Annotated in this window: 13 protein-coding genes and 1 pseudogene; 6 read left to right on the top strand and 8 right to left on the bottom strand. The window is 56.6% G+C overall.

Features of this window, described 5'->3' with window-relative positions; translation table 11 throughout:
* Window positions 1–15: 15 nt before the first annotated feature.
* From AC2AXP_RS20035 to AC2AXP_RS20055, 5 genes and pseudogenes are all read right to left on the bottom strand, one after another.
* The gene (locus AC2AXP_RS20035; RefSeq protein WP_227745714.1) at window positions 16–1,362 is read right to left on the bottom strand and encodes a c-type cytochrome; all 1,347 of its coding nucleotides are present in this window, start codon (window positions 1,360–1,362) and stop codon (window positions 16–18) included.
* 46 nt (window positions 1,363–1,408) lie between these two features.
* Window positions 1,409–3,676, bottom strand: a complete 2,268-nt coding sequence (locus AC2AXP_RS20040) for a xanthine dehydrogenase family protein molybdopterin-binding subunit (protein WP_430299329.1) — start codon at window positions 3,674–3,676, stop codon at window positions 1,409–1,411.
* A 158-nt stretch (window positions 3,677–3,834) separates the two neighbouring features.
* A pseudogene (locus AC2AXP_RS20045) lies at window positions 3,835–4,281 on the bottom strand ((2Fe-2S)-binding protein); the annotation flags it as partial.
* Window positions 4,282–4,948: 667 nt separating this feature from the next.
* Window positions 4,949–5,593, bottom strand: a complete 645-nt coding sequence (locus AC2AXP_RS20050; RefSeq protein ID WP_004956086.1) for an FMN-binding negative transcriptional regulator — start codon at window positions 5,591–5,593, stop codon at window positions 4,949–4,951.
* A gap of 22 nt (window positions 5,594–5,615) precedes the next feature.
* Window positions 5,616–5,810, bottom strand: coding sequence for a rubredoxin (locus AC2AXP_RS20055; RefSeq protein ID WP_197718874.1), 195 nt, complete (start codon window positions 5,808–5,810; stop codon window positions 5,616–5,618).
* A 98-nt stretch (window positions 5,811–5,908) separates the two neighbouring features.
* Here AC2AXP_RS20055 and pdxR point away from each other — a divergent pair, with 98 nt between their 5' ends.
* The 6 genes from pdxR to AC2AXP_RS20085 all read left to right on the top strand — a co-directional run bounded on the left by pdxR (window position 5,909) and on the right by AC2AXP_RS20085 (window position 10,875).
* Window positions 5,909–7,396: a MocR-like pyridoxine biosynthesis transcription factor PdxR gene (gene pdxR / locus AC2AXP_RS20060; protein WP_371902364.1), complete on the top strand. Its 1,488-nt coding sequence runs from the start codon at window positions 5,909–5,911 to the stop codon at window positions 7,394–7,396.
* Between the two features lie 103 nt (window positions 7,397–7,499).
* Window positions 7,500–7,622, top strand: a complete 123-nt coding sequence (locus AC2AXP_RS20065) for a hypothetical protein (protein ID WP_273872471.1) — start codon at window positions 7,500–7,502, stop codon at window positions 7,620–7,622.
* Window positions 7,586–8,902, top strand: coding sequence for a sensor histidine kinase (locus AC2AXP_RS20070; RefSeq protein ID WP_004956092.1), 1,317 nt, complete (start codon window positions 7,586–7,588; stop codon window positions 8,900–8,902). Before AC2AXP_RS20065 ends, AC2AXP_RS20070 begins: the two co-directional genes overlap by 37 nt.
* The gene (locus AC2AXP_RS20075; protein ID WP_004956095.1) at window positions 8,902–9,522 is read left to right on the top strand and encodes a response regulator transcription factor; all 621 of its coding nucleotides are present in this window, start codon (window positions 8,902–8,904) and stop codon (window positions 9,520–9,522) included. Before AC2AXP_RS20070 ends, AC2AXP_RS20075 begins: the two co-directional genes overlap by 1 nt.
* Before the next feature lie 137 nt (window positions 9,523–9,659).
* Entirely contained in the window at window positions 9,660–10,157 is a 498-nt protein-coding gene (locus tag AC2AXP_RS20080) for a GlcG/HbpS family heme-binding protein (protein ID WP_039991306.1), read from the top strand.
* Window positions 10,158–10,191: 34 nt separating this feature from the next.
* The gene (locus tag AC2AXP_RS20085; RefSeq protein ID WP_484381896.1) at window positions 10,192–10,875 is read left to right on the top strand and encodes an outer membrane protein; all 684 of its coding nucleotides are present in this window, start codon (window positions 10,192–10,194) and stop codon (window positions 10,873–10,875) included.
* Window positions 10,876–10,951: 76 nt separating this feature from the next.
* Here AC2AXP_RS20085 and AC2AXP_RS20090 read toward each other — a convergent pair whose 3' ends face one another.
* The 3 genes from AC2AXP_RS20090 to AC2AXP_RS20100 all read right to left on the bottom strand — a co-directional run.
* Entirely contained in the window at window positions 10,952–12,430 is a 1,479-nt protein-coding gene (locus AC2AXP_RS20090; protein WP_004956103.1) for a SulP family inorganic anion transporter, read from the bottom strand.
* Complete coding sequence (locus AC2AXP_RS20095) at window positions 12,408–13,055, bottom strand: carbonic anhydrase (protein ID WP_039991307.1); 648 nt, start codon at window positions 13,053–13,055, stop codon at window positions 12,408–12,410. The genes AC2AXP_RS20090 and AC2AXP_RS20095 overlap by 23 nt, the downstream gene beginning before the upstream one ends.
* Before the next feature lie 526 nt (window positions 13,056–13,581).
* On the bottom strand, window positions 13,582–13,769 hold a 188-nt coding region (locus AC2AXP_RS20100), incomplete at its 5' end, for a hypothetical protein (RefSeq protein WP_484381897.1).

Genomic DNA, 13,769 nt, shown 5'->3' on the forward strand with positions numbered 1-13,769 from the left:
TCTCCACAATTATCGTCAACGCATCTGCAGAATGATAACGTTGCTGCTGGCCGGATCCGTACGTTCACGCAGTTGCTTGACCTCGGCTTCCTGCACCGCGCCACCGTGGTTACCCCACGACGTCCTGACAAACGACAATACCTCGGCAATCTCCCGATCTGAGAGCTGATTGCGGAACGGCGGCATGCGATAGGCATCAGGTACCCCATTGGCAACAATCCGCATCGAACCGTTCAGCGTAATGTTGATAGAGGACGCATTTTCCTTGGCGAGCGAAGAAGCCGAGCCGGCAAGCGGCGGGATCCATTGTCCCTGACCACGCCCATCCTGGCCATGGCAGGCACTGCATTTCGCCGCGAAGGTTTGCGCCCCCGGCACCTTCAACCTCTGCGCTGGCGACAGCCTGTTGTGAGCGCTGGCATCATACTGCCAAGGCTCACCGTCACGCTCTGCATCACCCGGCAGCGATTTGAGGTAGTGCGCGACCGCCTTGAGGTCATAGTCCGTCATAAACTGCGTCGAATTGTTGAAAGCCTCGGTCATCGAACCGAATACCACGGCATGCTTGTTGCGACCGGTTTTAAGCAGTTGCACGATCTCCTCCTCGCTCCAGCGGCCGAGTCCGGTATTGTGATCGCCGCGCAGACTTGGCGCATACCAGCCATCCAATAGCGCCCCGGAAAGGTAGAGCGGACTGCGTTCGGTCAGCGCTTTCTCATTCATCGCGACACTGCGCGGCGTGTGACAACTGCCACAGTGACCGGCACCTTGAACGATATAGGCGCCGCGATTCCACAATGCTTCCTCTTCGCCGGTATTGGTAAGGTTTTTCGCCTGGTAAGGCTCCGATTCGGTGAACAGGGCATTCCACAATGCCAACGGCCAGCGCATATTTAACGGCCAGGGGATCTCGCTGGGTCTGTTCTGCTCACTGACCGGAGAAACGCCATGCAGGAAGAAGGCATACAGCGCCTGTACGTCTTCGTCGCTGAGCTTGGCATAAGAAGGATATGGCATCGCGGGATAGAGCCGGTGGCCATCGGCGGCAACGCCCTGTCGTAATGCCCGGTCAAAGTCCGCCAGACGGTAGCTGCCGATGCCGGTTTGCTTGTCAGGCGTAATGTTGGTGGCAAAGATTGCCCCCATCGGGGTCGCCATTTCAAGGCCGCCGGCAAACGGCTTACTGTCCGGTGTGCTATGACATGCCACACAATCGCTGAGTCGAGCGACATACTCACCACGCTGGATCAACTCAGCCGTCGGCGTCGATATGGCGGTTGCCTCGTCAAAGGGGGATGCCGGCGTGCGTGTGACAAACCACGCTATAGCCAGCGCCGCGACCACACCGATGAGCAATAGCATGAGCAGGGCCTTTTTCAATCTGGATCGCCTCATTTGTCGCTCTCCCTCATAACGTTTTCTCGCTATCGAAATGGTAATTCGAGAGTGGCATGCTGCGAATACGCTGCCCCGTCAAGCGGGAAACGGCATTCGCCACCGCCGGGGGAACCGCCGGCAAGGGCGGCTCGCCAATGCCGCCCATCTTTGCCCCGCTCTCGATAATACGCACATGCACGCGAGCCATGCGATGAGCTGGCAGGATCGGATACAGGTCGTAATTTCGCCCCACCGGCATACCGTTTTTATAAACCGCCTCTTCAAGCAGTACCTGCGAAAGCCCCAATGCGACGGCACCGTTTACCTGTGCTTCCACCAGTGCCGGATTGACGATGCTACCGGGATCGATTGCCTGCCAGATGTCATGGACCTTGACCTGACCATGCTCAATAGAGACTTCGGCAATCACCGCAACTTCGGTGCCAAATGGCGAGGCCATCGCGATACCTCGAGCACGACGAGATCCATCTTCTGCCGTGAAGGGGCCTCTTTTCCAACCGCCAGATAGCGCCTCAACGGCCTGCAACAGGTTGCTCAGGCGCGAGTTTCCCTTCAGCAGATGCATCCTCAGTGCAAAAGGATCCTGCCCCCCTTTATCCGCCAGCTCATCAAGAAACGTCTCATATAAAAAGTCGTTCATTGAGTTACCAACCGAACGCCAGTAACCCAGCATCACCGGGTTTTTCACATACAACTGGGCCACGCGTTTATTCGGTATCGCATAAGCCTTGCCAGACAAGCCTTCAAGCGCCGTGGGATCCAGGGCGTCCCCCTGTTTGTTGGCCACCCCTTCGGTGGGGCCTTCGGTGGCACTGATCGCTTCCAGTGCGACAGGCAAACCCTGCTCATCAAGGCCGCCACGAAACCGAACCGCCGCCATTGGACGCAGTACATCACGCAGAAACTCTTCTTCACGACTCCAGATCAGTTTTACCGGCTTTCCGACCGCTTTAGCCAACTGAATGGCCTGCGGGTACGGCGTAGCCGTGGGGTACAGAAAGTGACGGCCAAAGAAGCCGCCGAGCAATGGCGAGTGGATATGGATCTGTTCCAGACCAAGCCCGGTTATTTTTGCGACGTCAGCCTGGAACATTCCCGGCGCCTGATTAGGCAGCCACAGATCCAATGAGCCATCGGGATTGAAGCGCGCCAGTGTAGAAGGCGGTTCCAACTGGGCGTGATTGAGGTACTGGCTGCGGTAAGTTGCACTGACCACCTGATGCGCATTGGTCAGCGCTTGATGTATATCCCCTTCGGTCTCCGCGTCCTGGCCCGCGCCGGTCTCATTCGCCAGACGGTCATTAAAGGCCGCGCTAGAAAAATCGGCCGGCATATAGCGCACCGAGGTTTCGGCTCCCGGATCGTTCCAGTCTACCTGTAAGGATTCGGCCGCACGTTTAGCTGTCCACCATCGTTGCGCCACCACCGCCACCGCCCCTTCCAGACGATGTACCGAATGTACCCCCTTCATGCTGGTGACCTGCTGTTCGTTGCGAATGCTGCCAACGGTCAGACCAAGTCGTGGCGCATGCTGCACCGCCGCGTGCAACATGCCCTCAACCTGAACATCAATGGTGTAAATTGCCTTGCCGGTCGATTTATCGTAACCGTCCAGACGTGGTACCGGTTTCCCTATCCAGCGGAACTGGCTCGGCTCCTTGAGCGTCACGCTGGCAGCATCTGGCACCGGCAGTTCCATTGCCCGCGGCGCGAGTTGCCCATAGCGCAGAGACCGGCCGGAAGCCTGATGAATGACCCTCCCAGGTTCGGTCGTCAGGGTATCCAGCGGCACGCCGAGCTGGCTGGCTGCCGCTTGCAGCAACATATGGCGCGCCAGGGCGCCCAGTCGACGCATGGTCGAATAGCTCATACGTACCGACATGCTGCCACCGGTAATACGCAGGCCGTTTTCCATGACCGTGTACTCGGCGTCTGGCGGGGCGTTTTCAACAATAAAGCTCATCGGTTCGGCGTCGAGCTCTTCACCCACGATTTGCGCCATTCCGGTAAAGATCCCCTGGCCCCCCTCAATAAAGGGACTTTGTAAACGAATGGTATTGTCAGGGCGAATTTCCAAAAATGCCGGAACGCGAGTGCCCGGCGCAGCATGGTTGCCCGGCGTTTGAGCGCGAACTTGGCGCACCGGCAGCCCAAAACCGAGCACCAGCGCGCCGGCCATGGTCCCCGCCGCGCCCAACAGAAAACGGCGTCTGGAAATATTCACCGGCTCGCCCGTCGGGAAGGCCTCGCGGTCATGGCTATCGCTCACTTTTGTCATACCCCGCTCTCCTCATCGTTCGCGCGCACGGACTGTGGTTGTCGGTGGAACACATCATTCCCCGCCAACGCCAGCGCACTGGTCGCGACAGCCGCGCCGCTATGCGTCGGCGTCCATGTCTGTTCCGCCCCCTTGCCAACGGCGCTGTCTGGTGTCGTTACCGCAGTTGCTGCCTCATGCACCGCTGCGTTGATGGCGTTATAAGTACCGCAGCGGCACAGGTTGATCATCGCTGCCGCAATTTGCTCATCCGAAGGGTGCGGGGTCTGTTTAAGCAACGCGGCCGCCGCCATCACCTGCCCGGATTGGCAGTAGCCGCACTGGGGAACCTGGTGACTGATCCAGGCCTGAACCAGCCGTTTGCCCACCTCGTCGGTCTCTATCGCCTCGATAGTGGTAATAGCACGACCCGCTACGCCCTCAATTGGCGTTACGCAGGAACGTACCGCGACGCCATCAACCAACACGGTACAGGCACCGCACTGCGCCAGCCCACAACCGTATTTTGTGCCGGTGAGGCCAAGATCGTCGCGGATCACCCACAACAGCGGCGTATCCGCCTCGGCATCTACCTCATAACTCGTTTCATTAATCTGAAGTTTCATTACTGTCCCCTGCCTGAGGCGGTCGGTTTTACTTATTAATGAGAATTTATTGCCCGTTGGCCGTGCAATCGACGGGTGGCAGTTCTCCCCTACCGATGACGAGAATCCAGCCCAATGTTGCCGTGATAGGCATAGTGCAAAGCTCGACCCACCTGCGGTCGCAACGGGCAGCAGGCAGGAAGCCGCGAGCTTTTTTGTCAAACGCGTTAATGCGGGCGGTAAATTTTCCGCCGAGGGTGGCAAGAGGCTGCATCGCCCCGGAAGACCACATCACTTGAGTGAGTATAGACGCGGGAATACACCCCGTTGCCCGAAGCGCATGTAGTGCTAAATCCCCTAGCGCGGGGGCAACGCCGCCTGAGCCTCATCGGGCTGGCTGTCGATTTGCGTGCTGGCTAGGCGAGGTTCTCGCTGTCGTTATTGATGTGCTTAATCATCGCTCAGCCAGGCCCCGGCGACTAGTTTATGAATACTTATAATGTTTATAAGTCTGGCTAATCAATAATCGTCGTCGGAGAGCGGCAGAACGTTACAATTCCAACGAGGATTGGGGGTTGTGACCGATAAATTGGCTGGGGGATCCATGCCGGCGTCGATTCGGCATGAAACCGGCTAGCGCCATAGCCTAGCTTGCCTGGCGCGGCGTGGCGTGGCGTTCGCCTCAGCCTTACGCCGATTTCTTTTTATCTGCCGCCACCGCCAGCATCGCGTCCCCGATCGGATGCTCGCCCCGCGCTTTCAATGCGCTGCCAGCCCCGTCAATATCCCGGATTTCCTTGTTCTGGCTCAGTTTGAATTTCCCCACCAGTTGGGTTATTTCAATTTCTATGCCGACGATCGCCGTCAGCATCGCGTCAATGTAGTCTTTTGGCCCATCGGCCATTTTCCAGGGCTCGGCCTGAAAGGCTTCGTGCTTGCGGGTCAGGCGTGCCACCAGCCCGCGCACATAACGCAAGTCATCATGAAGCGTCACCCGCCCGACCGCATGGACCACCCGGTAATTCCAACTGGGCACCTGTTTATGGGTCTCATGCTTGCTGGGAAGCCATTGCGGGGAAATGTAGGCATCGTCAGCCCGGAATACCACCAGCACTTCCTGGCCATTACTCAACGCCTGCCACAACGGATTTTTGCGGGCGATATGGCAATGCAGCACGCCAAATTCACCGTCTGCGGCGTTTAATTCAAAAGGAATATGATTGGCATCGAGACTGTTATCGCTGTTGGTAATTAAAATACCCAATGGGTTTTGTTCAATTAATTGATGCAACAGCGCAACGCGGGTTTCTGCAAAATGCTCGGGTAAATACATTGCCGATCCTCCTAAAGGAAAATTAAATTTCAACCATGGCAAATTCTGCCTTGCCGGCCCCGCAATCGGGGCATACCCATGCCTCCGGCACCTCTGCCCAGCGCGTGCCGGGGGCGATGCCATCTGTCGGCCAGCCGTCATTTTCGTGATACTCCAAGCCACACAGCGCACATCGCCAGCTTTTCAATACTGTCGTTTCCAAACTACGGTTATTCATCACGTCTCCAGCCGCATTAATCATCGGTAGTGCTATTTTTCGTCCAATGCGGTGTATTATGAAGGTCCAGTTTGCGCTTGTTTTAATGGACCAGAATTATGGCGAGAAAAGCAAAAGTGATGGATATTCCGTCGATTGGACTGTTGGACAGAACGCAGGGCAACCTGGTCCGTCAGCTGACTCAGACCTTGCGGAATGCGGTACAACGTGGAGATTTGCAACCGGGAGAGCTGCTGCCGTCATCACGTTCGCTGGCCAGATCGTTGGGCATCGCCAGAGGTACTGTCATCGACGCTTTTGAACAATTGCAGGCCGAGGGGGTGCTGGAAACCAAACCGGCGTCGGGGACCTGCGTTTCTTCGTCACTGACGCATCAGACCACAACCGCTCCCCAGCAGGTTGTTACCGACGCTGGGCAGACGCTCGCTCCCACTGCCCGAGCTGCCGCGTTTGCCAAACTCTATGACCAGTTCTTGCCGTTGCCTGCCGTGCCTTTCGCGGTTTCCGTACCGCAAGGGTTGGCACTGCCGGATGAGAGCTGGCGCAAACTGGGCAATCGGATCCGCGCTCGCGGCCCCGGATCGCCATCAGGCTATGACGATCCACGCGGTGCGCAGGTATTGCGAGAAGCGATAGCCGAATACGTCAGGCGATCGCGCTCGGTACGCTGTGAACCACAGCAGGTGATTATCACCAGCGGCATTCAGCAGGCCCTTTACCTGTGCTGTCAGCTTTTGCTGGAAAACGGCGATCGGGTGTGGGTGGAGGATCCCGCCTATCGCGGCATCACGGCGATCCTGGAAAATGCCGCCAACGCGGCCACGATGGTCCGCGTGCCGGTCGATGCCGAAGGGATCCAGGTCGACGTCGGCATCGCGCAGGCAGCCAATGCCCGCGCGGCGTTTGTCACACCGTCGCATCAATACCCACTAGGGATGCCGATGAGCATGGCCCGCCGCAATGCCCTGCTGGCCTGGGCAAAAAGCGAACATGCCTGGATTGTTGAAGATGACTACGACAGCGAGCTGCGCTACGCCGGCCATCCGTTCCCCTCACTGCAGGGGCTGGATCCGTCCCGCGTCATTTATCTCGGCACCTTCAGCAAAATTCTGTTTCCCTCGTTGCGTCTGGGATATGCCATCGTGCCCCCCGGCTTGGAACGCGCGTTTTGCGGCGCTCGCATCCTGATGGATCGCCATCCTCCCAGCGCCGATCAGCATGTGCTTGCGGCATTTATTCAGGAAGGGCATCTGGAGCGCCATATTCGCCGGATTCGCAGCGTCTACGCGGAACGGCGCGCCCAGTTGGTCACGCTGCTTGAGCATCATATTCCCGCCTCGTTGGGCTGGTTACAGCCGAGTGACCAGGGCATGCACCTGGTGCTGTGGCTGGCGAGGCACATTGACGATCGCCAGTTGGCCGCCAGCGCGTTGGCGGCAGGTGTCGCAGTCAGGCCGGTTTCCTCGACCTTTACCCTCGGGCGGAGCCGGCCGGGACTGATTCTGGGGCTGGGGGATTTTGACGCCGAGGCGACGCTGGCAGCGGTGCGCACCCTGGCGACGCTGATTATCGCTGCACCCGGTTGAACACTCTGCGTCATCAGTAACCGGACATGGGTTGGTACAGTGTTCAACTGCACAATATGGCGGTTAAAAAGTCGTAGAGATGACAACAACATGATATCTGTGCATGATGGATACCCGCGTATTGCTGGCGGTGTTGCCCGGCGATGCGCTCAACGTCAAGCTGCCGTCAGGCAACCAAATGGATGAAGCATGGTTAAGATCGTCAGTTGGCTATTGCTCACGCTGATTTCCAGCGCTGGACTGGCCACCTATTTTCTCCAGCAGCAGTATGAAGAGAAAAGCGCCGATTTCCGCATTCTTTACCGTGAGATCACCGTCAAGCTGTCCCAGCATGACGCGATTATCCCGCTATTGCCGGAAAATCAGGACGCGCAGGAGGTACAGAAAATCCTGCCGCAAATCGTTCGCTGGCGGCAACACACCAACCTCGAACCGCGTCGGCCGATCGTGTTGGAAGGACGGGGGCGCTACTGGCTCAACTTCGCTCAACTGTCGTTACTGATCGATCTAAAAACACTGCTCAATACCTTGCCGGAAACCAAGCCGTTCAAACACCTCACCCTACGCTGGAATAACGAGCCCCTGTTTGAACAGGGTGAAGCGGGTTCGCACTATTGGCGCTGGGACAAGACCATCTCCAGCCCGTCACAGCCGTTTGTACTGGCGGTCGGCGACGATCCGCACTGGGCCGTACTCCCTTGGCTAACCATTCTGGCTCCCGCTCCCTGCTGGGCCCTGCTGCTTTACCTGATGAGCCAATATCAAATAAACAAGCGCCGGCGCGATATTGCCGACCTGCGCGCGCACTATTCCGAACTGACCCGGCTGAATACCATGGGAGAGCTGGCGGCTGGCATTGTGCATGAGTTGAATCAGCCGCTGACGGCGATCCTCAGCTATAACCAAACCGCAATCCGCCTGATGAAACAGGATCAAGGCTCGCAGGTACCGGCATTGCTGGATGCCGCCGTGGTGCAAATCAAACGTATCGATACCTTGCTGCGTCAGTTTCGTCAAAGGCTGGACAGTGAGCAGACAGACTACCAGCCGGTTGACTTGCGTTCGCTGTGGTCACGAATCATCACCCTACTGGACAATGAACTTCACAGCCAGAAAGTGCGAGTGAGCAGTCATATCCCTGATAATTTACCACCGCTGTTTGCCCCACCGTTATGGATAGAGCAGATCCTGCATAACATTGTCAGTAACGCGATCCAGGCACAGTGCGAGAACGCGCCCGGTAGCGCCTGGATCACCCTGCATGCCACCAGCGATGACGTCGGCATGACGTTGACCCTGGCAGACGGTGGGCCAGGGCTGACGCCACAGGCACTACAGCAGGTCTTTATGCCGTTCTTCACCACCCGCGCCCATGGCATTGGCCTGGGCATGGCGTTGGCGGATACGCTGGTACAGCGGCTCAACGGCAAAATCGAGGTCGCAAACGTGGCGGGACAGGGTGCCCGTTTCACGCTGTGGTTTCCGCTGACAACCCAGGTGGAATAATGGAACAACGCATTTATCTCATCGATGACGATCAGGCCATTCGCAGCTCATTAAGCCTGCTGCTGGCTACCGTCGGCTGGCAAACCGACGCTTACGGCAGCGCCCAGCTGTTTCAGCAAGCGGCCGATGACCTATCCGCGCTGGCCGGCTGCATGCTGCTGGATATCCGCATGCCGGGCAAAACCGGGCTGACGCTGCTGGATGAATGGCGGCAGCAGGGATTAACCATCCCGGTGATCATCATGACCGGCCATGCGAATATCGATCTATGCCGTCGCGCCTTCAAGAATGGCGCGTTTGAATTTCTCACCAAACCGATTGACGCCGATCTGTTGTTCGAAGCGATCGGCGCCGCCATGGAACAGCAGAAAACCGGCCATGAACAACAGAAAAAACGACTGCTGCTGCAAGCCAGGCTCGCCACACTCACCGCTCGCGAAAATGCTATTTTTGAAATCATCATGAAAGGATATTCGAACAAGGAGATTGCCCGTCAGTTCTCTCTGTCGCCACGCACCGTTGAAGCGCACCGCGCCAATATTTTTGCCAAACTCGAGGTTAATTCCCTGCCGAAACTGTTAAATACCTATGGCGAGATAACGCTGCTCAAAAATGATTAATCACCCGCGCCCACTGCCCTTGCGCATCGATGCTAGGTAAAAATACCTAGATAGTTAGGTATTCACATCAATAGTCTGCTTGCTCCCCGCCTTTTATTATTCCGTCATCAACGGTGTAAACCATGGAGCAAACTACGATGAAACACATTATTTTAAGCACGATCGCCCTCGGCAGCGTCATTTCCTTTAGCAGTGCGGCAGCCGGCATTCTCAATGAAAAAAACCTGTCACTCGAACTGGCCGATAAATTGGCCCAGCGTGCCATACAATCCTGCAGCGCCGACCGCTACAACGTGGCGGTTACCGTTGTCGATCGCGCCGGCACCCCGCTGGTAATCAAACGCATGGATAACGCCGGCCCACACACGGTTGAAGCCAGCCGCATGAAGGCCTTCACCGCCCTGACCACTAAAAACGCCACCGACGACGTGATGAAAAGCGCCCAGGCCAATGCCGGCGCGGCAAATCTGCGCGACATTCCCGGCTTCCTGCTGCTGGCCGGCGGCGTGCCGGTAAAAGTTGGCGAACAGACCATTGGCGCCATTGGCATTGGCGGCGCACCTGGCGGTCATCTGGATCAAAAATGTGCGCTTGACGCGCTGAAAGGCAGTCAGGCCGAACTCAGCGCCGGTTGATAGCGGTCACACAGCATTTTCCGGGAGGGAATCCATGACCATCAAACCCATGTTTGTCATTTTGCCACTGATGCTGACCTCAGGCGCCACACTGGCCAACGAGAGTGCGGAAGGCTATTACGGTTCAGCGAAATACCTGCAGGTTGAACAACGCGCCAAAGACCAGGACACCAGTAGTCGTCCGGGCGTGGGGCAGTTCGTCGGCGGCAAAGAGAAAGAACATCTGGGCGGCGCGGCCATTGCGCTGGGCTACCAGTATGGCAATGGCTGGCGAACCGAAGGGGAATACACCTTCAAGCAAAAAACGGAATACACCAGCGGATCCAGCACCTTTGCCAGTAGCTACAACCACCTGCAGACTCACGTCGAACGCCTGATGTTGAACGTCTACCGCGACTATGCGTTAGGTTATGGCTTTTCTGTTTTCGCCACCGCCGGGGTTGGGATCAGCAAAATCAAGGCTGGTGGTTGGCAGGGAGTCCCTTCCCGCGAATATGACTCGACCAGCCAAAACAACTTTACCTACTCTATCGGCGGCGGCGTCAGCTATGCGCCCATCGAACGACTCAGCGTTGACTTAGGCTACCGTTACGTCGATATGGGGAAAATAGAAAGTGGCTACAACAGATTCGCTAATGCCCGTGGCCTGAAAGATGAACAAATGAAGGCCCATCTGGTATCCAACGAATTTACCCTGGGCGTGCGTTATCTGTTCTAAGCGTAACGCGCAAATTTCTGGCCAACCCGATACTGTCAAATAGCCCCCATCCGCCTGCGCGTATGGGGGCTATTGGCTATATCTGGACCGGCCAGCGGTTTAAGGTAATCCCCCGGGTCGCCGCACTGGCGCCGAAGTCAGCCAGCATGGCGCGAACGTCCGGATCGATGTATTCGGCATTGTCATGCTCGGCAATCACTACGCAGTTGTCCGGGATCTGCGCCAACAACAGCTGTAAACGTGGATTATGCAGGAAAGTCAGGTTCTGGTGAAAACGCACCACGTAATGGTCGTCATAACGCGTCAGTTGCAACGCATTGTGGTGACTCTTATAGGTGCTGCACAGCAGCTGCGCCATCAGCCCCACCGCGATCCCCGCCAGCATGCCAAATACGATAATACCGCCGACGGTAACGATAAACGGTACGAACTGCGGTAATCCCATTCGCCACTGGGTAACGAAAAGTGCCGGTGAAGCCAGCTTATAGCCGGTATACAACAGTACCGCCGCCAGGCTGGCCAATGGAATGGTGTTCAACAGATCGCTGAAGAACAGCCCACACAGCAGCAGCAGCACACCATGCAGCAGAATCGACACCTTACTGCGCGCGCCGGCGTTGACGTTCACCGAGCTGCGTACAATAACCGCAGTAATCGGTAAACCACCAAGAAAACCGCTCAACATATTACCCACGCCCTGCGCACGCATTTCTTTGTCCGGCGATGGAACCGGCGTTTGCGATTTCAATTTCTTCAGCGCTTCCTGACTGAGCAGCGTTTCCAGGCTTGCCACCAACGCCAGGGTCACGGCAATCAGATATACCGACGGATTACGCCATGCGCCTTGCCAATCAGGGCGGCTCAACTGCGCGCCCAGCTCATCGACGCTGTCAAACTGGGGCAATGCAATGCGCGGCATGCTGCCCATGCCTTCCGGCAACAGGCGATCGCCAAAAATGACCGCCAGACTGCCCCACAGAACAGCCACCAGCGGGCCGGGCACATAGCTCATCATTTTGATACGCTTAATCGGCGCCGTGGTCCACAGCCACATGATAAACAAGGCGACCAACGCCACCAATGCCGATGCTGGCGACAAGAGATCCGTGCCTGCCGACAGTATCGCGCTCAGGCTTTCTTCTCCCTGATAGCCCAGAGCCACCGGCACTTGCTGCATAATCAGCAAAATACCGATTGCCGCCAGCATGCCCTGGATCACCGTTCCCGGCACCAGCGAAATCCAGCGCCCGGCACGCAACAGACCAAAAATCAGCTGTAACGCGCCGGCCATGATCAACGCCACCAACAGCAAGGAAAACGAGCCGAGGGTTTCCATCGCGCCGACCACAATGGTGACCAGGCCGGCAGCCGGGCCGCTGACCGCATAGCGCGACGGGCTGAGCATCGTCACCACAATACCGCCAATCACCCCGGTCAGCAGGCCAACAAACGGTGGCAGCCCACTGGCCTGCGCAATGCCCAGACTCAGCGGCAGCGCCACCAGAAAGACCACCACCCCGGCGGGAATGTCATTACGCAGAGTGCTTAAGTTCATGGCGCGCCTCCATACTGTCCTGATGAACCAATTCCTTCAAATGACCGTCTTGCAAATCATAAACACAACCGAAAACGTCCAACGTCTTGCCCTGTTCCCACGCCTGTCGTACCGGTTGGCTGGCGATCAGATGGCCAACTTGCGTGACCACATGGGCTTCAATCAGACGATTCAACCGCGCCGTCTCATCGTCCTCTGCCTGCTGATAATGCTGCAGTTCGTTGGCCAGCGAGCGTCGTAAATGCACCAGCCGACGCGCCAGCGCGCTGTCTTCCTGCGACAACGGCATATTCGGCAGATTCACCGCCGCCTGCACGCCGCCGCAGCCGTAATGGCCGCACAGCACGATGGCGGAAACGTGTAGATAGTCCAACGCGTATTGCAATACGCTCATCAGACTATCGTCATCCTCCAAAACCATATTGGCGATATTACGATGAACGAAAAGTTCGCCGGGGTGAGCGCCGGTCAGCACTTCCGCGGGTACACGGCTGTCAGAGCAGCCAATCCATAACGCCTGCGGCTGCTGGCCGGCAACATGCTTGCGAAAGTAATGAGGGTTACGCTGACGCTGCTGTAGCGCCCAGCTTCGGTTTCTGGCTAAAAGGGGTTTGAGTATCGTCACAACGTGCTTCTCTCTGTTGGGGGACAAACAGGTTTATACCTACCCGCCCAGGGCCAATAACATTAGTAAAACTGATGATGTTGATGAAGGCTTGAAGCTGATACACGGTTTCTTCACCCCGTGCAGGATCGCTCCTGCACCAGGAAAGTCCTTTATTAAAAATAGAGGCGATAGCCATTAAGGCAAGTAAAAAAATGCGGGAACTTTTATCAACTCGATGGAATACAGTTGATTTAAAAGGAAAATAAAATGATACGCGAGTATTAAAAAAGTAAAGTAATCGCTCACTGAAGAAACTTTACACTGCAGATTTTCCGCTAGTGAATTATGCTGTCAAACCTTCTCTCGATAGCGGATATTGAAATAATTAACAGAGATTAATATTAAGTTTGCCTTTCTGTTTTAACATCATCAGGCAGAAGTTCCTTTGTATAGAAATGTGTGACGCCGATCTCTGCGGGGATCCCCTGCCAGACCAGGGGGAAACTGGCGCAGTCAACGGAGGATGATAAGCCAGCCTGTACTTTCATCTTGGACAGCAGCAGGATGGTACGGTGATAGGGTAAACATCAGGAGCAGCCATTTCGGCCATTTCGGCCATTTCGGCCATTTCGGCCATTTCGGCCATTTCGGCCATTTCGGCCATTTCGGCCATTTCGGCCATTTCGGCCATTTCGGCCATTTCGGCCATTTCGGCCATTTCGGCCATTTCGG

This window comes from Serratia sp. Sp408, assembly GCF_057180665.1.

Coding starts and splice junctions, on each gene's coding strand:
- AC2AXP_RS20085 (WP_484381896.1), top strand. CDS start 10,192: ATGACCATCAAACCCATGTTTGTCATTTTGCCACTGATGCTGACCTCA.
- AC2AXP_RS20070 (WP_004956092.1), top strand. CDS start 7,586: ATGGTTAAGATCGTCAGTTGGCTATTGCTCACGCTGATTTCCAGCGCT.
- AC2AXP_RS20090 (WP_004956103.1), bottom strand. CDS start 12,430: ATGAACTTAAGCACTCTGCGTAATGACATTCCCGCCGGGGTGGTGGTC.
- AC2AXP_RS20075 (WP_004956095.1), top strand. CDS start 8,902: ATGGAACAACGCATTTATCTCATCGATGACGATCAGGCCATTCGCAGC.
- AC2AXP_RS20040 (WP_430299329.1), bottom strand. CDS start 3,676: ATGACAAAAGTGAGCGATAGCCATGACCGCGAGGCCTTCCCGACGGGC.
- AC2AXP_RS20065 (WP_273872471.1), top strand. CDS start 7,500: ATGATGGATACCCGCGTATTGCTGGCGGTGTTGCCCGGCGATGCGCTC.
- AC2AXP_RS20050 (WP_004956086.1), bottom strand. CDS start 5,593: ATGTATTTACCCGAGCATTTTGCAGAAACCCGCGTTGCGCTGTTGCAT.
- AC2AXP_RS20035 (WP_227745714.1), bottom strand. CDS start 1,362: ATGCTATTGCTCATCGGTGTGGTCGCGGCGCTGGCTATAGCGTGGTTT.
- pdxR (WP_371902364.1), top strand. CDS start 5,909: ATGGCGAGAAAAGCAAAAGTGATGGATATTCCGTCGATTGGACTGTTG.
- AC2AXP_RS20055 (WP_197718874.1), bottom strand. CDS start 5,810: ATGAATAACCGTAGTTTGGAAACGACAGTATTGAAAAGCTGGCGATGT.
- AC2AXP_RS20080 (WP_039991306.1), top strand. CDS start 9,660: ATGAAACACATTATTTTAAGCACGATCGCCCTCGGCAGCGTCATTTCC.